Here is a 25,697-nt window from a genome sequence, read left to right as displayed (position 1 = left end):
GTCGGCGGGAGTGCCGGGCGGCTGCCGGGGGCACCGCTGTACCGACCGCCGGCGGGGCGCCGGTCGGTCCGGAGGATCAGGAGGTCCGGTGAGCGATCTACCGCGCAAGGCAGGGACCGGCACGGCTCGTCCGGTCGTCCGCCCGCGTGCCGGGGCGGCCCCGGCCGGCACCGGCCGCACCGTCCGGACGGGGGCGGCGGATGTCTGAGATGCCGCGCAAGGCGGTCTCCCGGACGGCCCGGCTGGCGGCCCTGCCGCTGAGCTTCGCCGGGCGGGCCACCCTCGGCCTGGGCAAGCGCCTGGGCGGGCGGCCCGCGGAGGAGGTCGCGGCCGAACTGCAGGCCCAGACCGCCGAGCAGCTCTTCGCGACGCTCGGCAAGCTGAAGGGCGGTGCGATGAAGTTCGGGCAGGCCATGTCGGTCTTCGAGTCCGCCCTCCCGGAGGACGTCGCGGGCCCCTACCGGGCCGCGCTCACCAAGCTCCAGGAGTCCGCCCCGGCGATGCCGACCCGCACCGTGCACGCGGTGCTCTCCGCCGACCTCGGCCCGGACTGGGCCGACCGCTTCCGCTCCTTCTCCGACCAGCCGTCCGCCGCCGCCTCGATCGGCCAGGTGCACCGCGCGGTCTGGCAGGACGGGCGGGACGTCGCGGTCAAGATCCAGTACCCGGGCGCGGGCGACGCCCTGCTCAGCGACCTCGGCCAGCTCTCCCGGCTGGCCCGGGTGCTGGGCCCGCTGATCCCGGGGGTGGACATCAAGCCGCTGATCGCCGAGCTGCGCGAGCGGGTCTCCGAGGAGCTGGACTACCAGCTGGAGGCGGAGTCCCAGCAGTTGCACGCCGAGGAGTTCACGGGGGACGCCGACATCCTGGTGCCCCGGGTGGTCGCCCAGTCCGGGCGGGTGCTGGTCACCGAGTGGCTGGAGGGCAAGCCGCTGTCCCGGGTCGTCGCGGAGGGCACCCGCGCCGAGCGCGACCGGGCGGGGCAGCTGCTGGCCCGCTTCCTGTTCGCCGGCCCGGCCCGCACCGGCCTGCTGCACGCGGACCCGCACCCGGGCAACTTCCGGCTGGTCAAGACCGGCCGCACCGCGGCGAGCTGGAAGCTCGGCGTGCTCGACTTCGGCACCGTGGACCGCCTGCCCGGCGGCCTGCCGCTGCCGATCGGCACCTCGCTGCGCCTGGCCCTGGCCGGCGACGCGGGGGCGGTGTACGACCTGCTCCGGCAGGAGAACTTCGTCCGCTCCGGCATCACGCTCGACCCGGACGCGGTGCTCGACTACCTGCTGCCGATCATCGAACCCACCCGGGCCGAGCAGTTCACCTTCAGCCGCGAGTGGATGCGCTCCCAGGCCGCCAGGATCGCCGACCCGCGCTCCCCCGCCTACAACCTCGGCAAGCGGCTCAACCTCCCGCCCTCCTACCTGCTGATCCACCGGGTCACGCTCTCCACCATCGGCGTCCTGTGCCAGCTCGGCGCCACCGTCCGCCTGCACGAGGAACTGCTCCGCTGGCTGCCCGGCTTCGCCGAGCCGGACGCCGACTGAGCCACCAGGACCTGAGGGGCGGGCATGCGGTTCGAGGAGCAGCGGCGGTGGGAACGGCCGTTCCCGGTGCGGTACTTGATCGTGGGCGAGGACGAGGGGGGCGACGAACTGCTGCTGGGCCGGTGCGCGGCCGCCGAGGGGCTGTTCGCCGACCCGCCGCCGCCACCGCGCGAGGTGCTGGTCATGCGCGGCTGCGCGCCGGGGGCGGCGGCCGGGTGGCTCGGGGCGGCCTCGGTCGTCGGCCGGACGGCGAGCGGTTTCGAAGCCTGGTGGACGCTGGTGGACGCCGAGGTCCTGTCGGTCGCACCGAGCCCCGGGGACGTCGCACTGGTGGACGTCCCGATCGGTGCGGGCGTGCGCGCCGACGACTGGCACCGGAGCGCCGACGGCCCGTTCGTCCGCTTCGAACTGGTCGGCGGTCGGGGCGCCGGACACGCGGCGGGCCGGGCCGTCCCCGGGCTGGCGGCCGACCGCCCGGGGACGGCCCGCTGCCGCTGCGGCTGGTCGGCTGCGAGCCCGCCGAGCCGATGCGGGCGGCGCTCCGCCGGCGTCGCGGCAGGCACCCCGGGTACACCGAGCTGTGGTCGTTGGACGACACCGGGCGGGTGATGGACCGGCGGGCGATCGGGTTCGACGCCGAGTGGACCAGGCCGTCGGTGCTCGGCGGGGCCCTGGTCGACGTGCTGCTGACGGTCGACGCCGACGCGCTCCCCGGCTCGGCGGCCCGTCCGGTCTGGCGGTCCTGGCGGGCCGGGCCGCCGCTGCGGCCGGGGAGTTGGCGCGGGCTGTCCACCGCGGCCAAGAAGGCGTGGCAGACGCTGGCGCTGGACCTCCGCGAGCCCGGGCCGGACCGCTCCGGCGGCGAGTACCACGTGGACGGCCGGGCGGTGGAGGACGAGGCGGGCCTGCACTGTGCGATCGGTGAGGCGCTGCTCGGCCCGGGCGGCTACTACGGCTGGGGGTGGGACGCCCTCTCCGACTGCCTGGGCGGCGGCTTCGGGCTCGTCCCGCCGTTCACCCTGCACTGGCACGACTTCGCCGCCACCGAGCGGGAGTTGGCCGAGGAGCACGCCCCGGCCGGCGGCCTCGGGTACCCGGAGGAGCTGGCCCGCGAGCTGGAGCGGCACGGGGTGACGGTCGTGCGGGCCTGACCGGCGGCGGGTCCGGGGCGGTCAGGTCCGTTCGGCGGGGAGCGGGCCCGCGGCGGGCCAGGCGGTGCGGGCGCGGGCGGCGAGGGTGGCGCAGAAGCGGCCGAAGACCGGGAGCGCGGTGTCGGCGTCGGCCAGTTCGGCGACCACCCGCAGGCGGTGCAGGGTGCGGCGGCGGGCGGTGGCGTTGCCCCAGGTCCAGTCGCCGTGGTGGAGCCGGGCCAGGTGGTCGGCGGTGCCGCGTTCGGCCTTGGGGACGAGGGCGTCGCCGCGGATCAGCCAGCCCGCGCAGGCGTCGGCGAGTTCGGCGGCGGTGGGGGCCGCGGTGCCGGTGGCCGCCTGCCAGGCGGTGCGGTAGGCGGCTTCGGCCTCGGCCAGGGCGGGGGCGGGCTGGGCGGTGGAGCACCAGCAGGTCGGAAAGCCGACCCGCAGGTAGGCGAACTCGACCGCGCCGGGGCCGAGGGCGGACTGCTCGAAGTCGACGAACCGGACGCCGTCGGCGGTGTGCAGGTCGTTGCCGGGGCAGGGGTCGCCGTGCAGCAGCGCGTGCCGGACGGGGGCGGTGGAGAGCCGGTCCACCAGGGCCTCGGCCTCGGCCCGGGCGCCGGGCGGGGCGGGCACGTCGAGGATGCGGGCCAGCGCGATGAAGCAGCCGAGGTCGCGTCCGGTCGGACCGGTCCAGGCGGGCAGGTCGGTGCCGGGGGGCGTCCCGGCGAGGTCGTCGAGGTCGGCGGGGGCGCTGGCGTGCAGCGCGGCCAGCGCGGTGGCGTAGTCGGCCTGCCAGCCGGGGCCCGGGGTGCGGTCCTCCAGGCGTTCCATCACCAGCAGGCGGCGGGCCGGGTCGGTGCCGAGCAGCGCGGGCACCACCGGGCCGCCGGGGCGGCCGGGCCGGGCGGCGAGGGCCAGCGCCGCGGCCTCGCGGGCGTACCGCTCGTCGGCGCCGGGCGCGTCGACCAGCTGCTTGACCACCACCGGGCGGCCGGAGAGCTCGGCCCGCCAGACCCGGGAGCGCGGGCTGCTGACCAGGCGGCGGACCTTGCGCGGCGGGCCGAGTACGGTGCGCAGCTTCTCGCCGAGCGGGAGGGTGGGCCACATGGGGCCCATCCTTGCACGACCTGTTCGAGGTGCGAACAGGGGTGCGGAAGCGCGGAATTGGGCCCTGCGGAATGAATCCGGCGGAACCGGACAGACGGTACGGGGGCAGCGCCGGGGGCCCCGGGATGCGCCGACGGCCGACTCCCCGGGGGCGGGGAGTCGGCCGTCGGCGTTCAGGGGTGTGTCACCGGCGGGGCCTCTCGACCGGCCGGCGGGGGTGGAGCGTCCGTCACATCAGGGCGACGGCGAGGGCCTTGCGGGCGCGCAGGGAGGCACGTTCGGCCTTGCGGCGCAGTCGCGCCGCGCGCATCACCCGCAGGCCGAGGCGTTGCTCCTCGGCCTCGTGGAGGCGTTGCTGCATATGCGCGCGCGCCAGGGATTCTTGGAGGAGATTCATCTCAAGGGTCCTGTTCTGGATCTGGAGTTCGGTGGTCTGCTCGGAGCGGACGGTCGGATCGATGCCGGCGGGGTTCATGTGGTGGTCCTGCTCGTGGTGCGTGCTCGGGAAGGGACGGGTCAGTTCTGCGTCGGCCTTGGCGGCCGCGATGCGTACCGAGTGGCGCAGAGCGGTGTCCAGCGGGGGCTGCTCTCCCCTGCGGACGGCTCCGGTGCCGCTGCGGTCGGTCCTGGCTGCGGGGTTCACGCCATGACCTCGGTCTTGCGCGGACGGCCACGGGGACGCTTCCGGGCGACGACGACGCCCTGGACGAAGAGCTCGCCGCCCCAGACGCCCCACGGCTCGCGGCGCTCGATGGCGCCGGTGAGACAGGCGGCCTTCACGGGGCAGGTGCCACACAGGGACTTGGCGTACTCGACATCGGCGGGGGTCTCCGCGAAGAAGACCTCCGGGTCGAAGGCCCGGCACGGGATCGGGAGCCCGAGCGAGTCAGCCTCGTCGATGGCGGTGAGCTGCATGAGTGTTACCTCCGGGGGGTCGGCCTGGTCGGCCTTGACGGTCTTGTCGGTCGGTACGGACGGGAGGGGCGGCGGTGTGATGACCGTGGACACTGTGGGCGTCTTCCTCGTCTTCGATGTGGATCCGGCCGTTCCGCGGTGCGGATCGGGCCGGAGGCCCCGTGGGGCCTGGGTGGGTCTTGCGTACCGGACAAAACAGAAGGGCCGCGGAACCCGGTTACTGGGTTTCCGCGGCCCTGGAGGCACCGCCCGTGACTGACTCAGTCAGGGTCGTTCGCTCCAGGGTCCAGGCCCGCGGAAAGCCTGCTTCCGGCCTGCCTCGGCGCCGCGAACGGCGGCCTCGGCCAGGGAGATCTGCTGGTCCTGCTTGTTGCTTCCGGCACCGATGACGGCCGCATAGCGCCCATGCCGGGCTTCTGCCGCTACTGCCTTCGATGCCTTGGTCGGTCGCTCCTCGGACAGCGAAATGCCGTCGACGAACGTCGCCCAGTCACGGGAGAGACCTGCCTCGACACGGGTGGCCACAGCATTGCCGAGATCACTGACAAAGCAGTGCTCGGACAGCAGGGCTCCGGCGTTGCCGCCGGCCGTACCAAGACCCAGACCCGTAACGCTGACGCGCGAGGGCATGGCGAGGGTGGTCATCAGTTCGGTCACTTTGGTGATCATCTTGGTCTCCACTTCACTCGCCTCCTCTCGGCGTCTCGCGGCACCCGGTCGCCCGGGCTCCGATATCTGGTTGATGGTCAGCGCACGCAGAAACAGGCCCTCTGCGAGCTTCGCGGCCTCGTCCCCTTGACCGCTCCGGCAGGCTATTGCGCCGTACACGCGGCGCGCAAACTATTTTTCCGGCGAGTTCTCAGCCTCGTTCTCAGCCTGGATCGCGGCCTCGTCCCCGGACGGGGCGGACTCCGGCTCCCGGTCGGTCTCCCCCACCGGCTCCGGACTCTCCCCCGCACACAACAAGAGCACGTCGGAGCCGTACTTGTCCAGCTTCATGGCGCCCACCCCGGAGATCCTGGACAGCTCGGCGAGGCTGCCCGGCACGTCCTCCGCGATGGCCGTCAGGGTGGCGTCGGTGAACACCACGTAGGCCGGGGCGCCCTGCTCCTTGGCCTTGACCGAGCGCCACTCGCGCAGCCGCTCGAACAGCGCCTCGTCCATGGTGGAGGGGCAGCCCTCGCAGCGGCGCAGCTTGCGCTCGACGGCGTCGGTCAGGGTGCGGTCGCACACCCGGCACTTGACCGGGCCGCGCGCCCGGCGCGCGGCGGAGCGCTCCGCGCCCGGCTCGACGCCCCCGCGCCCGCCCCGGGTGCGCGCGCCGGGGCTGCCCGAGCCGGGGCGCAGCCCGTCCAGGAAGCGGGTGGGCTTGCGGGAGGCGCGGCCGCCCGGGGAGCGGGAGAGCGACCAGGAGAGGGTGAGGAAGCGGCGGGCCCGGGTGACGCCGACGTACAGCAGCCGGCGCTCCTCCTCGACCTGCTCGTCGGTCTTGGCGTAGATGATCGGCAGCGTGCCCTCGCTCAGGCCGACCAGGAACACCGCGTCCCACTCCAGGCCCTTGGCGGCGTGCAGCGAGGCCAGCGTGACGCCCTCGACGGCGGGGGCGTGCTGGGCGGCGGCCCGGGCGTCCAGCTCGGCGACGTAGGCGGCGAGGTCGGCGCTCTCGCCGGCCGCGGTGCGGGCGGTCTCGAACTCCCCGGCGAGCCGGACCAGCGCGTTCAGCGACTCCCAGCGCTCGCGGACGGCGCCGGAGCCGGCCGGCGGGCTGGGGGCGAAGCCGCGGGTGGCGAGCACGGCCCGGACCTGGGCCGCGAGGTCGGGCGCGCCGGAGGTCAGCGGGTCGTCGGCGGCCCGGGCGGCGCCCTTGAGCAGGACGCCGGCCTCGCGGACCTCCGGGCGCTCGAAGAACCGCTCGGCGCCCTTGAGCTGGTAGGCGATGCCGAGGTCGGCGAGGGCCTGCTCGTACACCTCGGACTGGCTGTTGGTGCGGAACAGCACGGCGACCTCGCTGGCCCGGACGCCGGTGCCGAGCAGGTCGCGGATCAGGCGGGCGGTGGACTCGGCCTCGGTGGGCTCGTCCTGGTACTCGCGGTAGACCGGCTCGGGGCCGGCCTCGCGCTGCGAGACCAGCTCCAGCCGGTGCTGGGCGGCCTGGCCGCGGGCCTGCGAGAGCAGCCCGTTGGCCAGGTGCACCACCTGCGGGGTGGAGCGGTAGTCCCGGACCAGCTTGACCACGGTGGCCTCGGGGTGCCGGTGCCGGAAGTTCAGCAGGTGGTCGGGGGTGGCGCCGGTGAAGGAGTAGATGGTCTGGCTGGCGTCGCCGACGACGCAGAGGCTGGCGCCGCCGTCCCCGCCCGTCCACTGCTCCAGCAGGCGCTGCTGGAGCGGGGAGACGTCCTGGTACTCGTCGACGGTGAAGTGCCGGTACTGGGAGCGGACCTGGGCGGCGACCTCCGGCCGCTCCTCCAGGACGGCGGCGGTGAGCAGCAGCACGTCCTCGAAGTCGATCAGATCGCGCTCGCCCTTGAGCTTCTCGTACGTGCGGTAGACCTGGGCGGTCTCCGCCGGGTCCCGCGGGGCCTCACGGCCGGACTTGGCGAGGGCGGCCGGGTAGTCGTCGGCGACGATCTGGGTGACCTTGGCCCACTCGATCTCGGCCGTCAGGTCGCGCAGTTCGGTGCGCTGGACGCGCAGGCCGCTGCGGCCGGCCGCCTCGGCGACCAGCTGGACCTTGCGCTCCAGCAGCCGGGGGAAGACGCCCCCGATGGCGCGCGGCCAGAAGTACTGGAGCTGGCGCAGCGCGGCGGAGTGGAAGGTGCGGGCCTGCACGCCGTCCGCCCCGAGCTGGCGCAGCCGGCCGCGCATCTCGCCGGCGGCGCGGGCGGTGAAGGTCACGGCGAGGACCTGCGCGGGGTGGTAGACGCCGCTGCGCACGCCGTAGGCGATCCGGTGGGTGATGGCGCGGGTCTTGCCGGTGCCGGCGCCGGCCAGCACGCAGACCGGGCCGTGCAGGGCGGTGGCGACGGCGCGCTGCTCGGGATCGAGCCCGGCCAGCACCGCGTCCGCTCCGGCGGGGACGTGGCCGTACTGCGCGTGGGGGTCGTCGAACCCGAGGAGGTCTTCCTGCATGCCCCCATCCTCGCAGGCGGGCCGGACAGTTCGGACGGGCTTGTCCACAGACCGCCCGTGATGATCGGATCGTCACACCACCACCCGCCCCGGAATGGGCCCGGGCCGCCGGGCGTTGCACCGGGCGGCCGCCCGGCCACCGTCCGTCGACCGAAGGAGTCCCTCGCCATGTCCGGCACCGTCACGATGTACAGCACGACCTGGTGCGGCTACTGCAACCGCCTCAAGAGCCAGCTGGACCGCGAGGGCATCGCCTACACCGAGGTCAACATCGAGCAGGACCCGGCCTCGGCGTCCTACGTGGAGTCGGTGAACGACGGCAACCAGACGGTGCCGACGGTCGTGGTGGTCTCCGCCTCCGGCGAGCAGAGCGTGATGACCAACCCGAGCCTGCGCCAGGTCCAGGCCGCGCTGGTCTGATCCGCCCCGGCCGGAATCGGTCGGAATCGGTCGGGGAGTGGCCGTGAACGGTCACCCTCGACCGCATTCCGGTCGGAATGCACCGCCCGAGCCGATCAGGTTCCGGCCGGAATTCCGACCGGCGCGGCGGGAAACCGCGCGGCGGAAATGCGCCGCGCCGAATTCCGCGTCCGGACGGTGGCCGGACGGTGGCCGGACGGCAGCCGAACGACGGCCGGACGGCCCGGCCCGGTCAGCCCGCGGCCGCGCCCTCGCCGAGTTCGTAGAGCAGCCGGGCCCGGTCCGCGGCGTACCGGGTCTCCACCACCCGGATCGGGCCGCGCCGGTCGCTGCTGATCCGGGTGTTGACCAGCAGCGGCACGCCGGGGCCGAGCCCGAACCAGGCGGCCTCGGCCGGGTCGGGCATCCGGGCCGTGAGGTGGTCGGTGGCGGTGGTCTCGGTCCGGCCGAGCTGCGCCAGTATCCGCTCGTCCCCGCCGGGCACCGGCCGGTCCTGCATCAGCGGGGTGCCGGCGGCCAGCCCGGCCCGGTAGTGGCTCTCCTCGATCGCGTACGGCTCCTGGTCGACCCGGCAGAGCTGACGGCGCATCATCACGGTGTCCTCGGGGCGCAGTCCGAGCCAGGCGGCGATGTCGCGGCGGGCCCGGACGGCGGCGACCTCGAAGTCGACGGTGAGCTGCCGCCCGGCGGCCTGGGCCTCGGCGGCGTACACCTCGCCGCTGGGGGTGAGCGGCCCGCGGCGGGCGGGGCGGACGGGCGGGCGGGCGTGCACCCGGTGGTCGTGCCGGCAGGGCTCGCGCAGGTAGGTGCCCTTGCCCTGGATGCGCACCACCCGGCCCTCGTTGACCAGGACGTCCACCGCGAGCCGGACGGTGTTGCGGGCCACCCCGTACTGCTCCTCCAGCTCGGTCTCGACCGGGAGCCGGCCGCCGCCCGTCCACTCGCCGGATTCGATCCGGCGGCGCAGGTCGGCGGCGAGTCGCTGGTACTTGGGCGGGTGCACGGGGCCGCGGTGGATCGTCACGCGAGTGAATGTAGCCAGTGGGCTCGCGCGGTTTCAGCGGAATCAGCCAACCGCGTCCCGGATCGGCGGGCGGGAAACACCGGCGGAACGTTCCGGGTGCGCCCGAACCTTTCCGGCCGACCGGCCCGGACCGCCCGGTGGACGCACCACGGGGGCGCGCGAAGGAATTCGCACGCCCCCGCGGCCCGCGCACCGTCCGCGACGGCCGCGCACCGGTCACGACGGCCGCGCAGGCCGCCGCGGCCGGTGCGGCGTCACCAGCGGGCGGCCGCCGGCAGCGGTTCGCCGTACCAGAGCTCGACCAGGTACCTGGCGATCGAGATGCCGGACGGCGGCAGGATCTCCCCGGCGGCCATCCCGGCCCGCAGCTCGTCCCGGGTGAACCAGCGGGCCTCGGACAGCTCCTCGCCGTCCACGGTGATCCCGGTGCCGTCGGGCCGGGCCCGGCCGAGGAAGCCGAGCATCAGGCTGGACGGGAACGGCCAGGGCTGGCTGGCCACGTACTCGACCTCGCCGACCCGGACGCCGGCCTCCTCCAGCACCTCGCGGGCGACCGCCTGCTCGATGGACTCGCCGGGCTCGACGAACCCGGCCAGCGTGGACCAGCGGCCCTCCGGCCAGAGCGCCTGGCGGCCCAGCAGGCAGCGGTCCTCGGGGTCGGTGATCAGCATGATCACCGCCGGGTCGGTGCGCGGGTAGTGCTCGGCCGCGCAGGAGGTGCAGCGGCGCAGGTGGCCGGCCCCGGCCTTCTCGGTGGGGTGACCGCAGCGGGAGCAGAAGGAGTGCAGCCGGTGCCAGTGCTCCAGCGCGACGGCGTGCACCAGCAGCCCGGAGTCCCGGTCGCTGAGCGTGCTGCCGACCTCGCGCAGGCCGGCCGGGCGGGCGTCGCCGTCGAGCCGGCCGGGCAGCGACTCGCAGTCCAGCGCGAAGTAGTGGACGCCGTCCTCGTCGGTGCCCAGGAAGTACCGGTGCCCGGTCTCGGGGGCCTCGAAGGAGGGCAGCAGCACCAGTTCGCTGCCGTGGGCGGTGTCCACCACGAAGGCCTCGCCGCCGGCGATCGGCAGCACCCGGGTGGTGGGGTGGCTCCAGGCCGCGGCCAGCCAGGGTTCGTCCAGCCGGCGGTGCGCCGCCCGGTCCACCCCGGCGCGGGCCAGCGCGAGGTGCTTGGTGTCGGGTGCGCTGCTCAACTCGTCCATCCCCGTTCGCGTTCGGTACGGCAGTGGTGGCGGTGCGGACCGGTCATGGCCGGAAGTTCTCCGCGAGGTCCTCCCACAGGTGGGCGGAGGTCTCGACGCCCTTGCGCAGCAGGTCGAGCTCCACCTTCTCGTTGATCGAGTGCCAGCCGTCCGAGGGCACCGAGATGCCGAGGAACAGCACCGGCGCTCCCAGCACGTCCTGCAGGTCGGCGGCCGGGCCGGAGCCCCCCTCGCGGGTGAACAGGACCTTCTGCTCGAAGGCCCGCTCCATCGCCCGGACGGTGGACCGCAGGGCGGGGTGGTCCAGCGGCGTCAGGCAGGGGCGGGTCGCGCCGGGGAAGACGATCTCGTACCGGATGCCCTCCGGGACCTGCGCGGAAACCCAGGCGGCCACCGACTCGCGGACCTTTTCCACCTCTTGACCGGCGACCAGCCGGAAGGACAGCTTCAGGTGCGCCTCGGCCGGGACGATGGTCTTGCCGCCGGGGCCGGTGTAGCCGCCCCAGATGCCGTTGACCTCGGCGGTCGGCCGGGCCCAGACCCGCTCCAGGGTGGTGTAGCCGGCCTCGCCCAGGGTGCCGTGCGACTTGGCGACCCGCAGCCACTGCGCCTCGTCGAAGGGGAGCTCGGCGAACAGCGCCCGCTCCTCGTCGGTGAGTTCGACCACGCCGTCGTAGAAGCCGGGCACCGCGACCTTCCGGTCGGCGTCGTGCAGGCCGGCCGCGAGCCCGGCGGCCACCGCGGCCGGGTTGGGGACGGCGCCGCCGAAGGAGCCGGAGTGGATGTCGCTGTCCGGGCCGTACAGGTCGATCTGGCAGTCGGCCAGGCCGCGCATGCCGGTGCACACCGTCGGGGTGGTCTCGGACCACATGCCGGTGTCGGAGATGATCACCACGTCGGCGGCCAGCCGCTCGGCCTCGCGGCGCACCAGGGCGGCGAAGTTCGGCGAGCCGGACTCCTCCTCGCCCTCGACCAGCAGCTTGAGGTTGACCGCGGGCGCGGTGCGGCCGGTGGCGGCGAGGTGGGCGCGCACGCCCAGGGTGTGGAAGAAGACCTGGCCCTTGTCGTCGGCGGCGCCGCGGGCGTACATCCGGCGGCCGACCACGGCGGGCTCGAACGGGTCGGTGTCCCAGCCGTCCTCGCGGGCGGCGGGCTGCACGTCGTGGTGGCCGTAGACCAGCACGGTCGGGGCGCCCGCGTCGCCGGAGGGCCACTCGGCGAAGACCGCGGGCAGCCCGTCCGTCTCCCACACCTCGGCGACCGGGAAGCCGGTCGCGCGCAGCTTGTCGGCGAGCCACTCGGCGGAGCGGCGGACCTCGCCCGCCCGGCCCGGGTCGGCGGAGACCGAGGGGATGCGCAGCCAGTCGGCGAGGTCGGCCAGGAAGGCGTCCTCGTGCCGGTCGATGAAGGAGCGGACGGCGCTGTCCGGCGTTTTCGTCATACGGACGACTTTAGTTCGCCCGGGTGGGTGCGTGCCCACGGCCTCCCCCGGCCGTGAGCACGGTCACCCGCCGCGGGTCAGCCGGCCCGGCGGGTCAGCCCGACCCGGGACCGGGTGAGCAGCGCGGCCAGCAGCACCGCCACCACCGGCAGGCCGACCAGCAGGGCGGCCAGGTCGGCCCACGGGACGGCGATGACCGGGGCCTCGTGGCCGATCGGCGCCCCGTTGATCCAGATCTCCGCGTTCCGGGCCTCCAGCAGCCGCAGCGCCACCGCCGGGACGGCTCCGCAGAGCAGGCCGAGCACCGATCCCATCGCGGCGATCACCCCGCACTGGAAGCCGGACAGCCGTCGCCGGATGCCGCCGGAGGCGCCGACCGCGGCCAGCGTGGCCAGGTCCTGCTGGGAGTCGGCGGCGGCCAGGCCGGTGGCGATGCCGGCCGCGCCGAGGGCGACCAGGGCGGCGAAGGCGGTCAGGCCGAGCATCTTGACGCTCCGCTCGGCCTTGAAGCCCTGCTCGACGTCCAGGTAGACGGTGTCGTCGAGCTTGGCGAGGTGCGCCTCGGCCTTCTGGACCGTGCCGTCGGAGGCGCGCACGGCGGGCTTCCACAGCGAGCCCTCGGAGCGGACTCCCAGCCCGGCCTTCTGCGCGGCCTCCCGGCTCATCACGATCGAGGCGAACGGGAGCGGCGAGTGCACCTCCACCGCGTCCACGACGACCTCCCGGGAGGTGCCCCGGTAGTCGCCCGCGTCGACCTGCGCCTGGGTGGGCTGCTCCTCGGCCCGCAGGAACGCCTTGCCGTCGGCGACCCGGTCGGGGCGGAACACCAGGGCCTTGCCCGCGGCCAGGGCCTGTTCGGCGGCCGGGTCGTGCACGTCGAGCAGGTTGTGCAGCAGGGCCGGGTCGCCGATCAGGACGTCGCCGAACATGTTGCCCAGCTCGTTGGAGACGCTCCGCATCTCGGTGCACCGGGGGTCGCCGGACAACCGTTCGCGCTCCTCGTGGGTCGTGGCGTCCTCGGCCGGGCAGCGCTTCTCCGGCGTCTTCAGCGCCTGGACGTACCCGCAGTCGTAGCTGACCCCGCAGTCCCGGGGAACGGCGGTCGGACTCAGCACGTCGGCGCGCTCGCCGAGGGCGCCGAAGTCCTTCTCGACGGCCTCGCGCAGGGCGGCGTACTGGACGGCGTCCGAGCGGCCGCCCTGCATCAGGGCGACCGCGCCGGCCGGCAGGCTGGGCCGGTAGTCCTGGCGCTGCTTCTCGACGTCGCTGGCGTGGTAGATGCCGACCGCGACGGCGCCCGCGACGGCGGCCATCACGGCGGCCACGGCGGGGGCGGTGCGGCCGCGGTTGCGCACCGAGTCGCGCAGCGCGAGTCGCGGGCTGAGCGGCAGGTGGCGGCCGAGCCGGCCGAACAGGCCGATCAGCAGCGGGGTGCACAGCAGCATGCCGAGTTCGGCGATCACCGAGCCGCCGAGCAGGCCGGGCACGGGGGCGGTGTTGGTGACCGCGCAGAGCAGGGCCAGCGCGGTGCCGCCGGCCACCATCACGACGCCGAGCGCGGCGACCAGGCGGCTGGCGGGCTTGCTGCCGCCGCGGCCGGTGAGCGCCTCGACCACGTCCTGCCGGGACGCCTGGACGGCGGGGACGACGGCCGCGAGCAGGCCGGTGACCAGGCCGACCAGGGCGACGCCGAGCAGGTCGAGGGGCTGCACGTCGAAGTGGCCGAAGCGCTGCCCGCCGTACTCCTCCAGCGGGCCGCGCAGCAGCGCGACCAGGCCGACGCCGCCGAACAGGCCGAGCACGGCGCCGCCGGTGCCGAGCACCGCGCCGCCCGCCAGCACCACGGCCCGGACGTGCGAGCGGTCGCCGCCGCCCGCCGCGAGCAGGCCGAGCTGGCGGCGCGAGCGGCGGGCGCCGACCGCGAACGCCGGTCCGGCGAGCAGCACGATCTCCAGCAGGGCCATGCCGGGCACCAGCGCGGCGACGGCCAGCAGGCTCTTGTTGACGTAGCCGGAGGAGTACTTGGCCGCCTCGGCGTAGTAGGGCACCTCGGCGCGGGCGGGCGGGTGCAGCAGGACGGCCCGGGAGGCCGCCGTGAAGCCGTACTCGTTGAGCTCCTTCACCTTCGGCCAGTCGAGCGCGGCCCCGGCGGGGAGCTTGACCAGCCAGGTCGTCCAGTTCTGCGGCCCGCTGCGGGCGGCCTCCGGCTCGGCCTGGGCCAGCGCGGAGAGCACCGCGCCGGGGCGGCCGTACAGCTGGTTGTCGTCCAGGCGGCCGGGGTCCTCGGCGACGGCGGTGATGGTGTAGGGCCGGGCGTCCAGGCCGCGCAGCGCGGTGCGGTCGCCGATCCGCAGGCCGGAGCGGTCCAGGAACGCCCGGGTGGCGGCGAGTTGGTCGGGCCGGGTGGGGGCGCTGCCCTCGACCACGTTCAGCTTGCCGTGCCACACCGGGTCGGTCAGGTCGACCTCCTCGATGCTGGTCGACATCCGGCCCTCGACGGTGCTGGCCGAGGTGCTCTTGACCTGCCCGGTGGGCACCAGCACCGCGCCGGGCAGCAGTTCGGTGAGCAGCTGCGCCGGGTCGGTCGAGGCGCTGCGCTGCTCGGCGGGCGTCTTCGGCCGGTCCTTCGGCTCGGCGGGCCCCCGGCCGGTGGTGTCCTGGCCGTCGGGGCTCTGCAGGATGGCTTCGCCGGGCGTCGCGATGGTGACGGCGGCCTGGGCGGTGCCCATCGTGCGGGCGGCCTGCTCGGCCGGTTCCAGCTGGGCGCTGCGGGCGATCACGTCGACGCCGGCCACGCCGAGCACCGGCAGGGCGATCATGGCCAGGACGAGGGCGCTGCGGCCCTTGGCCCGGGCGGCGTCGCGGCGGGCGATCCGGAGGGCGGCGCGCCAGGCGCTCGGCTTCACTGCGGCCCGTCCTTCAGCGCGTTGGCGGCGGCGGTGACGAGCAGGCTGCCGGCGTCCTGCCGGGCGGTCTCGTCGACCAGCAGGCCGTCGCGCAGGAAGACCACCCGGTCCGCCCAGGCGGCGTGCCGGGCCTCGTGGGTGACCATCATGGCGGCGGCGCCGGCGTCGCAGCGGGCCCGCAGCACGGCGAGCACGGACTCGCCGGTGGTGGAGTCCAGGGCGCCGGTGGGCTCGTCGGCGAGCACCAGGCGGCGGTCGCCGATCAGCGCGCGGGCGATGGCGACGCGCTGCTGCTGGCCGCCGGACATGTCGTCGGGGAAGCGGTCGGCGAGTTCGCCGATGCCGAGCTCCTCCAGCGCGGCGAGCGCCTCGCGGCGGGCGGCGCGGGCGGAGGTGCCGTCCAGCTCGCGGGGCAGCGCGATGTTCTCGGCGGCGGTGAGCGCGGGGATCAGGTTGTAGTCCTGGAAGACGTAGCCCACCGAGCGGCGGCGGACGGCGGCCAGCCGCTTGCGGTCCAGGTCGCCCAGGACGGTGCCCTCGACGACCACCCGGCCGCCGGTGGGGCTGTCCAGGCCGCCCGCCAGGGTCAGCAGGGTGGACTTGCCGGAGCCGGAGGGCCCCATCACGGCGACCAGTTCGCCGGGGTAGACCCGCAGGTCGACGGCGCGCAGCGCGTGCACCTCGGCGGCGCCGTGGCCGTGGGTGCGGCTGATCCGGTCGAGGTGCAGGACGGGCTCGGCCGGCTTGAGTTGTTCGGTCATCGCTCCCCCAGGAGTTCGGATGCGGCGAGTTCAGATGCGGCCGCGGTCGCGGCTCTTGGCGGCGCGCCGGGCGGGCGGCGCGGCGGCGGGCCGGGGCGGCTCCGCGGCGGCGGTGCGCTCGGCGTGCTGGGCGAGCCGGGACTCGCAGTGGTCCAGCCAGCGGATCTCCGCCTCGGTCTGGAAGATCAGCTGCTCCAGCACCAGCAGCCAGGCCAGGTCGCCGCCGGAGCCGGAGTCCGCGGCCAGGGCCCGGCCCTTGAGCCGGGTGTAGTCCTGCAGGGCCTGCATGCTGTGCCGGCGCTGGCCGTGCACGACCCCGGCGACGTCCACGCCGGGGACGGTGACCGCCATCGCCAGCTTGATCGCCAGCTCGTCGCGCGGCGGGTTGGTGCGCGGCACCGGGGTGTCGAACCAACGGCGCAGTTCGAGGCGTCCCTCGTCGGTGACGGCGTAGAACTGGTGGCCCTCGTCGTCCTCGCCAGCGGACTCCACCAGGCCGTCGCGCTCCAGGCGGCCCAGGGTGGTGTAGACCTGGCCGACGTTGAGCGGCCAGGTCGCCCCCGTCCTGGCTTCGAACTCGGATCTCAGCTGGTAGCCGTAGCGCGGGCCCTGGTCGAGCAGGGCGAGCAGGCCGTGACGGATCGACATACCGAGTATGTATACCCGGTATGGCACCCTCGGCTCAAGCCGCCCCCGCGTTCACACCCGCCCGGTACGGTCGACGGCGTGACCACACTGCGGATCGCCACGTACAACCTGCTGCACGGCCAGCCGCTCGCCCCCGACGGCAGCCCGGCGCCCTACCCCGGCGAGCCCGGCGCCCCGCTGGCCGACGCCGTCGCCTCCCTCGACGCCGACGTGCTCGCCCTCCAGGAGGTCGACCGCCACCAGGAGCGCTCCGGGCGCACCGACCAGGCGGCCGTCGCCGCGAAGGCCATGGGCGCCGCCGACTGGCGCTTCGCCGCCGCGCTGCACGGCGTCCCGGCGCCCGGCGCCGGCTGGGTCCCCGACCCGGTCCGGCCCGGCCTGGCCGTCTACGGGCCCGGCGACCTGGACGACGACTCCCGGCCCTCGTACGGCACCGCGCTGCTCACCCGGCTGCCCGTGCTGCACTGGCGGGCCCGCCGGTTCGCGCCCGCGCCCTTCGGCCTCCCGCTGCGGGTGGCCGGGCGGCGCGGGCTGACGCCCGTCCCGGACGAGCCGCGGGCGGCGCTCGCCGCGGTGCTGGCCGGGCCCGGCGGGGAGTTCACCGTGGTGGCCGCCCACCTGTCCTTCGTGCCGGGGTGGAACGTCGGGCAGCTCGCCGCGATCCGGCGCTGGATCGCCGACCTGCCGCAGCCCTACCTGGTGCTCGGCGACTTCAACCTGATCGGCGCGGTGCCGCGCACCGTGCTCGGCTCGGCGCACGCGATCCAGCGCACCGCGCGGCGCGAGCGCGTCCGCACCGCCCGGCGCACCCGCCTGCAGGGCTGGTACGACCTCGCCCGCACGCCGACCTACCCCTCGCACCGCCCGACCGTCCAGTTCGACCACATCCTGGGCATCGGCGTCCCCCGCAGCACCGTCGGCTCGGTCGCGGCCCCGCGCACGGCGGTGTCGGACCACCGGCCGCTGGTCGTGGAGATCGAAACGTAGGGAGGCGACATCAGGGGCCCGGGGAACGGCGGGTCCGTGCTGCTGACGGCCGGAGCCCATCGAAGGTCCGTGCTGCTGCGTGTCTTCAACAGAACCCGAAGCAGATGCGCTGGGCGGCAGTGAACCGTCAGCAGCCTGGGCCTCGCCGTTCCCCGAGCCCCTGGTTTCGCTCGCGTGAGCCCCTAGATGCGCGCCTCCCGGCCCTCCGGGGATTCGCTCTGGGCCGGCAGCACGACCGGGTCGAACTGGAGCAGGAGCATGGCCGCGTCGTCGCCGAGCTTGTGGCCGACGTGGCGGACGACGTCGTCGTGGAGGCGGTGCAGGACTTCGACCGGGCCGCCGTCGGCGAGCAGCGGGAGGCGGTCGGTGAGCGGGTAGAACGCGCCGCGGTGGTCGCGGGCCTCGATGACGCCGTCGGTGTAGAGCAGGATGCGGTCGCCGGGCTCGGCCTGGAGGAGCTGGAGCGGGGGGCGCACGTCGGCGGGGTCGAGGACGCCCAGCGGGGGGACGGTCTCGTCGGCGGCGAGCAGGCGCGGCGCGTCCTCGCCGCGGAGCAGGACGGGTGCGGGGTGGCCGCAGTTGGCGATCTCCAGGACGCCGTCGGAGCGGACGCCGATCAGCACCAGGGTGACGAACTCCTCCTCGACGCCCGGGTGGTCGTTCTCGTGCAGGGCCCGGTCGAGGCTGACGGCGAGCCAGCCGGCGACCTTGTCCAGGGCGGCCTCCTGGTGCGCGGCCTCGCGGAACGCGCCGAGCACGGCGGCGGCGGTCTCGACCGCGGCGAGGCCCTTGCCGCGGACGTCGCCCATCACGGCGCGCACGCCGTGCCGGGTGTTGACGACCTCGTACAGGTCGCCGCCGATCGAGGCGTGGGCCGCGGCGGCGGCGTAGCGGACGGCGGCGCGGACCGGTCCGACCCGTTCGGGGACGGAGCGCAGCAGCACCCGGCGGGCGATCTCGGCGACCAACTGGGCTTCGGCCAGGGCCACTTCCTGGCGCAGCCGGAGGTTGGCGCTGAGGTGGCCGATGGCGGCGATGATGACGAGGGCGGCGACCGTGGCGGTGTGCACGGACTGGCCGAGGATGTCGTGGTACCAGGCCATCCCGAAGGCGCAGACCTCGGCGAGGGCGCCGGTCAGCAACGGGTACCAGGTGCGGCGGGAGACCACCGCGGCGAGGGCGGGGACGGCGGTCAGGGCGGGTTCGACGGTGACCTGGCTGTCGGTCAGCAGGTCGAGGGAGAGGATCAGCGCCATGCCGATCAGCGGCAGGGCGTGCGAGGTCTTGGGCCAGGTGCCGGTGACGGTTCCCGGTACCGGGCCTGGGGTGGGGCCGTGGAGGACGTCCCTGATCCATCCGGTCGCGCTCAACGTCGGTCTCTCCAGCGGAAGGTGCGGGTGCTGCTCGGCACCTGCGGGTCTGACGGGAGGTCAAGGGGTCGGGAGAGCCCTGACGGCGGCCGGAGTACGAGGGATGACCGGTTACCGACCCCACAATAGGCACGAAACGTGCAGGGCGCACAGGTTTCGCGTGATCTCGTGACGGGTTGGGTGCTCTGAGTGACTCTTTTCTACCTATTCCCGATCAGAAGATCGCTCAACTCTTTTCGGCCGGGCAGTCCTGACGGGGTTTCGACCCGCCCGGAGCGCACGTAGCAGAACGAGGCGCCGACCCGCTCCGGCGGGACGCCCGCCTGCTCGGCCCAGGCCAGCCGGTAGATGGCGAGTTGCAGCGGGTCGCCGGAGTCCTCCCGGCCGGTCTTCCAGTCGACCACCTCGTAGCGCGGTGACCCTGCGCCACCGTCCGCGTCCCGGTAGACCGCGTCGATCCGGCCGCGCACCACCCGCCCCGCGAGCACCAGCTGGAAGGGCGCCTCGACCCGGTACGGGGTGCGGCGGGCGTAGGGGCCGCGCAGGAAGGCCTCCTTGAGGCGTTCGAGGTCGCGCTCGTCCTCGATCTCCTCGTCGTCCAGGCCGGGCAGCGCGTCGGGGCCGAGCAGCAGCGGCTGGTCGTAGCGGGACTGCACCCAGGCGTGGAAGCGGGTGCCGCGGCGGGCGGCGGGCGCGGGCGGGCGGGGCATCGGGCGGGCCAGGTCGCGGGCGAAGCCGTCGGGGTCGGCGGCCAGCCGCATCAGCTGGGAGGCGGACAGCGAGGCGGGCAGGGCGACGTCCCGGGTGCTGCGCCGGGAGCGCTCCAACTCGCCGAGCAGGGCGGTCAGGTCGCGGTCCCAGGAGGCCAGCAGCCGCTGGTCCTCGGCGCCCATCGGCTCGGGGGCGGGGGCGGGGACGCCGGCCAGCCGCTGCCGCACCACCCGGGCGACCCGGCGGCGGGCGTGCTGCGCGGCCGGGTCGAGCGGCAGCGGCCAGGGGGTCTCCACCGAGACGTCGAACGCGGGGTTCCCGGCGTCCGCCGCGGGCTCCGGCGCCCAGTGCTCGACCTCGCCGTTGCCGGGCCGCTCGCAGTGCGCGCGCAGCGCGGTGAGGAACTCCGACGGCCCGCGCCGGCGCTTCTGGGACGGCCCCCACCAGTGCCCGGAGGCCAGCAGCAGCGAGCGCGGCCGGGTGAACGCGACGTAGCCGAGCCGCAGTTCCTCGACCTCGCCGTGGTGCGCGCTCTCCTGCTTGAACAGGCCCATGCCCTTGGCGGTCCAGGCCGGGTCGGCGGGCAGCGTGGCGGCGTCGCCGCGCAGGGCGTGCGGCAGCACCCGGCGGGTGGAGGTCCAGCGTTCGCGCCCCTGGCCGGACGGGAAGCCGCCCCGGACCAGGCCGGGGACGGCGACCACGTCCCACTCCAGGCCCTTGGACTTGTGCGCGGTCAGCACCTTGACGGTGTCCTCGCCGCCGGGCAGCCCGGCGTCCAGGCCGCGCTCGTACTCCTGGGCGGCGCGCAGGAAGCCCAGGAAGGCGGCCAGCCCGGGGTCGCCGTCCAGGTCGGCGAAGGAGGCGGCGATGTCCAGGAAGGAGTGCAGCGTCTCGCGGCGGCGGGCGGCCAGCGCCAGCGGGGAGGCGGAGAGTTCGACCTCCAGGCCGGTGACGGTCAGCACCCGGTGCAGGACGTCCATCAGCGGTTCGGCCAGCGCCCGGCGCAGCTCGCGGATCTCCCGGGCGAAGCGGGCGAAGCGCACCCGCGCCTCGGGCGAGAACGGCAGGTCGTCGGGCTGTTCGGCGTCGACGAAGGTCTCCAGCGCGTCGGCCAGCGAGACCACCTCGGTCGGGTCGGTCTCGGCGACGGCGGCGCTCAGGGCGTCCTGCTCGCCGGGGCGGGCGGTGCGGACGAGTTCGGCGGCGCGGCGGCCGAGCAGCGCCAGGTCGCGCGGGCCGGTGCGCCAGCGCGGGCCGATCAGCAGCCGGACCAGGGCGGCGTTCGCGGTCGGGTCCTGGAGCACCTCGCAGACCGCCACCAGGTCGGCCACCTCGGGCAGTTGCAGCAGGCCGCCGAGGCCGACCACCTCGACCGGGACCTGCCGGGCGACCAGCGCGGCGTGGACGTCGGGGAAGGCGCCGCCGGCCCGGCAGAGCACGGCGATCCGGCCGGGCGCGGTGCCGGTGCGCACCAGGTGGGCGATCGAGTCGGCCAGCCAGTCGACCTCCTCGGCGTGGGTCGGCAGCAGCGCGACCCGGGCGTAGCCGTCGGCCTCGGCGCCGGGGGCGGCCCGCAGCGCCTCCACGCCCTCGTGCATGGCGCGCAGCGGGGCGGCCAGCCGGTTGGCGAAGTCGAGCAGCCGGCCGCCGCTGCGGCGGTTCTCGCTGAGCGCGAAGCGGTGCGCGTCGCCGCCGTCGGCGCGCGGGAAGTGCCGGGGGAAGTCGTCCAGGTTGGCGACCGAGGCGCCGCGCCAGCCGTAGATCGCCTGGCAGGGGTCGCCGACCGCGGTGACGGGGTGCCCGGCGCCGTCGGCGCCGCCGAACAGGCCCGCCAGCATGAGCCGCTGGGCGACCGAGGTGTCCTGGTACTCGTCCAGCAGCACCACCCGGTACTGCTCGCGCAGCAGCCGGCCGACCTCGGGGCGCTGCTGGGCGAGCCGGGCGGAGGCGGCGATCTGGTCGCCGAAGTCGAGCAGGCCGAGCCGCTGCTTGCGGGCCCGGTAGTCCTCGACCAGGCGCAGCAGTTCCTGCCGGCCGCGGGCGGCCCGCGGGACGGCCCGCAGGTCCTCGTTGGTGAGCTTGACGCCGGCCAGCACGTCGAGCAGCTCCTCGTCGTACCCGCGCAGCCGGGACGGCTCGGCCAGGTGCTCGGCGAGTTCGGAGTCCAGCGCGACGATCTCGGCGACCAGGGCGGAGAAGGTGCCGGTGAGCGCCGGGAAGGGGCCGCGGGCCTGGCGCAGCACCCGGGCGGCGAGCTGGAAGCGGGTGGCGTCGGCGAGCAGCCGGACGTCGGGCTCGATGCCCAGGCGCAGGCCGTGCTCCTTGAGCAGGGTGCCGGCGAAGGCGTGGTAGGTGGAGATCTGCGGTTCGCCGAGGGCGTCCTCGTCCTCCTCGCGGACGCCGGCCCGCAGCAGGGCGGAGCGGACGCGCTCGGAGAGCTCGCCGGCCGCCTTGTTGGTGAAGGTCAGGCCGAGCACCTGCTCGGGGCGCACCGCGCCGGAGCCGACCAGCCAGACCACCCGGGCGGCCATCACGGTGGTCTTGCCGGAGCCCGCGCCGGCCACGATCACGCCGGGTTCCATGGGCGCGCCGATCGCCGCCAACTGCTCGTCGTTGAACGGGATGCCGAGCAGTTCGCGGAGCCGGGCCGGGTGCCCGAGCGGCTCAGTCGACGACATGCCGGCCGTCCCGCTGCGCGGAGCAGCTGCCGCGGAAGGCGCAGCGCCCGCAGCGCTCGCCCGGGGTGGGGGTGAACCGCTCGGCGAGCACCTTCCCGGCGGTCTCCACCAGCAGGTCCTCGATCCAGGGGGTGCTCTCCTCGGGCAGCTGCCGCTGCACCTTGGGGGCCTCGGGGTCCTTCTTGTCCGGGGTGCGCAACTGGACCAGCTCGGCCCCGCCGGGGGTGGCGCCGTCCTCGAAGCCGGGCAGCGGGTCGAGCGCGCCGCGGGCGACCGCGAGCTGGTAGACGGCGAGCTGGCGGTGCTCGGGCATCGACTTGTCGGTCGGGACCTGCTTGCCGGTCTTGAAGTCGACGACGTACGCCCGGCCCGCGGCGTCGGTCTCGACCCGGTCCATCGAGCCGCGGATGCGGACCGCGACGCCGCCGACGTCCAGCGTCAGGTCGAAGCCGTGCTCGGTGGCGACGGTGGCGCGCTCGCGCTCCAGCACGTGCCAGCGCAGGAAGCGCTCCAGGGCGGCCCGGGCCTCGCCCTTCTCCTGGGTGGACTTCCACGGCGCGTCGAAGGCGAGGGCGTCCCAGACGGTGTCCAGCCGCTCCATCAGGACGGCCAGGTCGGCGGGGGTGCGGCCGGAGCCGACCTCGTCGGCGAGGGCGTGCACCACGTTGCCGAAGCCCTGGGCGGCGGAGGCGGTGGTGCCCGCCCGGACGTCCTTCTCCAGGAACCACTGGAGCGTGCAGGACTCCAGCTGCTCCAGGCCGCTGCCGGAGAGCCGGACGGGCTGCTCGGGCTCGCGCAGCGGCTGCGGGGCGGCGGTGGGGTCGTCCAGGCCCCACCACTGGTCGGGGTGGGCGGCGGGGACGAGCGGGCGGCCGTCCTCGTCGAGGGCGGCGGCGAGGGTGGCCAGGCGCTCGGCGGCGGCCCGGCGCAGCTGCGGGGAGCGGGCCGGGTCGACGGTGACGGCGCGCAGTTCGGCGACCAGCGCGGGCACCGACAGCGGGCGGCGCGGCCGGGAGGCGACGTCGGCGACCTTGACCCGGGGGGTGCGCTCCAGCACCTTGCCGGTGCGGGGGTCGAGGGTCTCGCGGTAGAGCTCGCGCAGGAACCGGGAGGGTTCGTCGCCGTCCTCGGCGGGGGCCTTGACGGCGGTGACCACCAGGCGCTCCTTGGCGCGGGTCGCGGCGACGTAGAACAGCCGGCGCTCCTCGGCGAGCAGCGCGGCCGGGGAGAGCGGTTCGGCCAGGCCGTCGCGGCCGATCCGGTCGGCCTCCAGCAGCGAGCCGCGGCGGCGCAGGTCGGGCCACAGGCCCTCCTGGACGCCGGCCACGACGACCAGGCGCCACTCCAGGCCCTTGGAGCGGTGCGCGGTCATCAGCCGGACGGCGTCGGGGCGCACGGCGCGCACGTGCAGGGTGTCGGCGGCGATGTCCTGGGCCTCGACCTCGGCGAGCAGGTCGAGGGCGCCGCGGTGGCCGCTGACCCGCTCCTCGGCGCGGGCGGCGGTCTCGAACAGGGCGCACAGCGCGTCCAGGTCCCGGTCGGCGTTGCGCCCGGCGGGGCCGCCGCGCAGCGCGGCCCGCTCCAGGCGTTCGCGCCAGCGCCGGGAGCCGTCCCACAGCTCCCACAGCGCGTCCTCGGCGCTCGCGCCGCCGGCCAGCAGTTCGCGGACCTTGCGCAGCAGCATGCCGAGCTCGTGGGCGCGGCGGGCGTAGGGGGCGTCCACCAGGGCGAGCTGGTCGGGGTGGTCGAGGGCCTCGCGGATCAGCTCCTCGGCGGGGCGGACCACCCCGGGGGCGCCCTCGGCGGCGAGCGCGCGGCGCTCCTCCTCGCGCAGGGTGCGGCCGAGGCGGCGCAGGTCGGAGCCGTCGAGGGCGGCGAGCGGGCCGGTGAGCAGGGTGTGCGCGAGGTCGGCGGTGAGCGCGCCGGGGCCCTCGGCGCACACCCGCAGGGCGAGCAGCAGCGGGACGACGGCGCTCTCCTCGCGCAGCGGCAGGTCGTCGCCGTCGATCTCCAGCGGGACGCCGGCGGCGGCCAGCGCGCGGCGCACCGCCGGTATGGTCCGGGAGCCGGCCCGGACCAGCACGGCCATCTCGCCCCAGGGGACGCCGTCCTCCAGGTGGGCGCGGCGCAGCAGGTCGGCGACCGAGTCGAGTTCGGCGCCGGGCGTCGGATAGGTGTACACCTCGACGGCGCCGCCCTCCCGGGTGGGCAGCAGGGCGCGGTGCGCGGCGAGCTTGTCGGCGGGCAGCCGGCCCATCGGCATCCGGCGGGCCAGCTCGCGGGAGGCGGCCAGCAGCACCGCGCCGGAGCGCCGGGAGCGGCGCAGCACCCGGACGTCGGCGGGGCGGCCGTCGGCGCGCCGGAAGGCGTCGGGGAACTCCAGGATGCCGTTCACGTCGGCGCCGCGGAAGGCGTAGATCGACTGGTCGGGGTCGCCGACGGCGACCAGGTCCCGCCCGTCGCCGGCCAGGTGCCGCAGCAGCCGGACCTGCGCGGGGTCGGTGTCCTGGTACTCGTCGACGAACACCGCGTCGTAGCGTCCGCGCAGGTCGGCCCGGACGTCCGCCCGGCCGGCGAGCAGCACGGCGCGGTGGACGAGTTCGGCGTAGTCGAGGACTCCGCGCAGGTCCAGCACGTCCAGGTACTCGGCGAGGAAGTGCGCGGCGGCGGCCCAGTCGGGGCGCTCGACGCCCTGCGCGAAGCGCTCCAGCTCCTGTTCGCCGAGGCCGAGTTCGCGGCTGCGGGCGAGCACGGCGCGCACCTCGTCGGCGAAGCCGCGGGTGGTCAGGCAGGCCCGCAGGTCCAGCGGCCAGCGGATGGTGGCGGTGCCCGCCGCGGCGTCCTCGGCGCCGCCGGCCAGCAGTTCGCGGACCATCACGTCCTGCTCGGGGCCGGACAGCAGGCGCAGCGGCTCGGCGTACTCCGCGGGCGGCTGGTGGGCGCGCAGCAGGGCGTAGCAGAACGAGTGGAAGGTGGTGGCCTGCGGGGCGGTGGCGCCGATCCGGGCGGTCATCCGGTCGCGCAGCTCCATCGCGGCCTTGCGGCTGAAGGTCAGCACCAGGACGCGGTCGGGCGCGGTGCCGTCGGCGACCCGCCGGGCGACCGCCTCGACCAGGGTGGTGGTCTTGCCCGTGCCGGGGCCCGCGAGCACCAGCAGCGGCCCCGAGGCGTGCCCGACCACCGCCTGCTGGAACTCGTCCAGCTGCGGCGGGTCGGGCTGGGCCAGGGGGCTGCGCACCAGGCGGAACGGTGAGGTCACTGCGGTCCAGGGTCGTACGGCGGTTCGGCGGCGGGCCGTGGGGTGGCCCGCCGCGACGAGCCTACGATCCTGCACCCACAGACCCCTCCGGCGCACCCCTCCTGGTCAGGGGGTGCCGTCCCAGCGGGCGGCCCGCAGGTCGACCCGCGGCTCGCCGGCCACGCTGCGCAGCGGGGTGCCCTCGGAGCGGTACTCGGGCAGCGCGCGGTGCTCGTGGCCGGGCAGCGGCCGCCCGTCCGCCCGGATCACCCGCCACCAGGGCACCGGCGCCCCGTAGAGGGCCATCACCCGGCCGACCTGCCGGGGCCCGCCGCGGCCCAGGTACTCGGCGACGTCCCCGTACGTCATCACCTTCCCGGGCGGGATGCGCTCGGCGAGGTCGAGCACCGCCTCGGCGTACGGCGGGATCGCGGGAACGTCCTCGGAGTCGGTCATCCGCCGCATTCTTCCCCATCCGGTCGATTTCCA

The 25,697-nt window shown here is 75.5% G+C and carries 20 protein-coding genes; 5 read left to right on the top strand and 15 right to left on the bottom strand.

All coding sequences use genetic code 11. The features are described from left to right. The first annotated feature begins 200 nt into the window (after positions 1-200). The 3 genes from HUT16_RS22530 to HUT16_RS22520 are packed head-to-tail and all read left to right on the top strand — an operon-like array spanning position 201 to position 2,692. The gene (locus HUT16_RS22530) at positions 201-1,541 is read left to right on the top strand and encodes an AarF/ABC1/UbiB kinase family protein (RefSeq protein WP_176189914.1); all 1,341 of its coding nucleotides are present in this window, start codon (positions 201-203) and stop codon (positions 1,539-1,541) included. A 24-nt stretch (positions 1,542-1,565) separates the two neighbouring features. After that, on the top strand, positions 1,566-2,150 hold the full coding sequence (locus HUT16_RS22525) for a hypothetical protein (protein WP_176189913.1): 585 nt from the start codon (positions 1,566-1,568) through the stop codon (positions 2,148-2,150). Beyond that, complete coding sequence (locus HUT16_RS22520) at positions 2,129-2,692, top strand: barstar family protein (RefSeq protein WP_176189912.1); 564 nt, start codon at positions 2,129-2,131, stop codon at positions 2,690-2,692. The genes HUT16_RS22525 and HUT16_RS22520 overlap by 22 nt, the downstream gene beginning before the upstream one ends. A gap of 21 nt (positions 2,693-2,713) precedes the next feature. Here HUT16_RS22520 and HUT16_RS22515 read toward each other — a convergent pair whose 3' ends face one another. The 5 genes from HUT16_RS22515 to HUT16_RS22495 form a co-directional block, all read right to left on the bottom strand. Next, a complete protein-coding gene (locus HUT16_RS22515; protein WP_176189911.1) occupies positions 2,714-3,784 on the bottom strand; it encodes a phosphotransferase in 1,071 nt (356 codons plus the stop codon). A 229-nt stretch (positions 3,785-4,013) separates the two neighbouring features. After that, a complete protein-coding gene (locus tag HUT16_RS22510; protein WP_033212161.1) occupies positions 4,014-4,259 on the bottom strand; it encodes a hypothetical protein in 246 nt (81 codons plus the stop codon). Positions 4,260-4,423: 164 nt separating this feature from the next. Further along, positions 4,424-4,792, bottom strand: coding sequence for a WhiB family transcriptional regulator (locus HUT16_RS22505; protein WP_285734674.1), 369 nt, complete (start codon positions 4,790-4,792; stop codon positions 4,424-4,426). A 171-nt stretch (positions 4,793-4,963) separates the two neighbouring features. Beyond that, positions 4,964-5,380: a hypothetical protein gene (locus HUT16_RS22500; protein WP_176189910.1), complete on the bottom strand. Its 417-nt coding sequence runs from the start codon at positions 5,378-5,380 to the stop codon at positions 4,964-4,966. 159 nt (positions 5,381-5,539) lie between these two features. Beyond that, a complete protein-coding gene (locus HUT16_RS22495) occupies positions 5,540-7,828 on the bottom strand; it encodes an ATP-dependent DNA helicase UvrD2 (protein WP_176189909.1) in 2,289 nt (762 codons plus the stop codon). A gap of 168 nt (positions 7,829-7,996) precedes the next feature. Here HUT16_RS22495 and HUT16_RS22490 point away from each other — a divergent pair, with 168 nt between their 5' ends. After that, a complete protein-coding gene (locus HUT16_RS22490) occupies positions 7,997-8,248 on the top strand; it encodes a mycoredoxin (RefSeq protein ID WP_030917164.1) in 252 nt (83 codons plus the stop codon). Between the two features lie 232 nt (positions 8,249-8,480). On the opposite strand, the gene HUT16_RS22485 is transcribed toward HUT16_RS22490, so the two are convergent. The 6 genes from HUT16_RS22485 to HUT16_RS22460 form a co-directional block, all read right to left on the bottom strand. Further along, positions 8,481-9,272 carry a GntR family transcriptional regulator gene (locus tag HUT16_RS22485; protein ID WP_176189908.1) on the bottom strand — a complete coding sequence of 264 codons (792 nt, stop codon included), beginning with the start codon at positions 9,270-9,272 and terminating at the stop codon, positions 8,481-8,483. Positions 9,273-9,526: 254 nt separating this feature from the next. Then, positions 9,527-10,468, bottom strand: a complete 942-nt coding sequence (nudC, locus tag HUT16_RS22480) for an NAD(+) diphosphatase (RefSeq protein WP_176189907.1) — start codon at positions 10,466-10,468, stop codon at positions 9,527-9,529. Between the two features lie 43 nt (positions 10,469-10,511). After that, a complete protein-coding gene (locus HUT16_RS22475) occupies positions 10,512-11,909 on the bottom strand; it encodes a dipeptidase (RefSeq protein ID WP_176189906.1) in 1,398 nt (465 codons plus the stop codon). A gap of 77 nt (positions 11,910-11,986) precedes the next feature. Beyond that, positions 11,987-14,815 (bottom strand): FtsX-like permease family protein, encoded by a 2,829-nt coding sequence (locus HUT16_RS22470; RefSeq protein ID WP_176189905.1) that lies wholly within the window; start codon positions 14,813-14,815, stop codon positions 11,987-11,989. Then, on the bottom strand, positions 14,812-15,576 hold the full coding sequence (locus HUT16_RS22465; RefSeq protein WP_176189904.1) for an ABC transporter ATP-binding protein: 765 nt from the start codon (positions 15,574-15,576) through the stop codon (positions 14,812-14,814). Before HUT16_RS22465 ends, HUT16_RS22470 begins: the two co-directional genes overlap by 4 nt. 30 nt (positions 15,577-15,606) lie before the next feature. Beyond that, complete coding sequence (locus HUT16_RS22460; protein ID WP_176189903.1) at positions 15,607-16,224, bottom strand: PadR family transcriptional regulator; 618 nt, start codon at positions 16,222-16,224, stop codon at positions 15,607-15,609. Positions 16,225-16,302: 78 nt separating this feature from the next. Between HUT16_RS22460 and HUT16_RS22455 the strand changes: the two genes are divergently transcribed. Beyond that, complete coding sequence (locus HUT16_RS22455; protein ID WP_217712094.1) at positions 16,303-17,211, top strand: endonuclease/exonuclease/phosphatase family protein; 909 nt, start codon at positions 16,303-16,305, stop codon at positions 17,209-17,211. A 182-nt stretch (positions 17,212-17,393) separates the two neighbouring features. On the opposite strand, the gene HUT16_RS22450 is transcribed toward HUT16_RS22455, so the two are convergent. The 4 genes from HUT16_RS22450 to HUT16_RS22435 form a co-directional block, all read right to left on the bottom strand. Then, positions 17,394-18,581 carry a PP2C family protein-serine/threonine phosphatase gene (locus HUT16_RS22450; protein WP_176189902.1) on the bottom strand — a complete coding sequence of 396 codons (1,188 nt, stop codon included), beginning with the start codon at positions 18,579-18,581 and terminating at the stop codon, positions 17,394-17,396. A 200-nt stretch (positions 18,582-18,781) separates the two neighbouring features. Further along, the gene (locus HUT16_RS22445; RefSeq protein ID WP_176189901.1) at positions 18,782-21,970 is read right to left on the bottom strand and encodes an ATP-dependent DNA helicase; all 3,189 of its coding nucleotides are present in this window, start codon (positions 21,968-21,970) and stop codon (positions 18,782-18,784) included. Beyond that, the gene (locus HUT16_RS22440) at positions 21,957-25,229 is read right to left on the bottom strand and encodes an ATP-dependent DNA helicase (protein ID WP_176189900.1); all 3,273 of its coding nucleotides are present in this window, start codon (positions 25,227-25,229) and stop codon (positions 21,957-21,959) included. The genes HUT16_RS22445 and HUT16_RS22440 overlap by 14 nt, the downstream gene beginning before the upstream one ends. Before the next feature lie 105 nt (positions 25,230-25,334). Further along, entirely contained in the window at positions 25,335-25,664 is a 330-nt protein-coding gene (locus HUT16_RS22435; protein ID WP_176189899.1) for an MGMT family protein, read from the bottom strand. Positions 25,665-25,697: the final 33 nt, after the last annotated feature.

Origin of the sequence: Kitasatospora sp. NA04385, from assembly GCF_013364235.1 — a bacterium.
Taxonomy (GTDB): domain Bacteria; phylum Actinomycetota; class Actinomycetes; order Streptomycetales; family Streptomycetaceae; genus Kitasatospora.
This window is presented reverse-complemented; position numbering and strand designations above follow the sequence as displayed.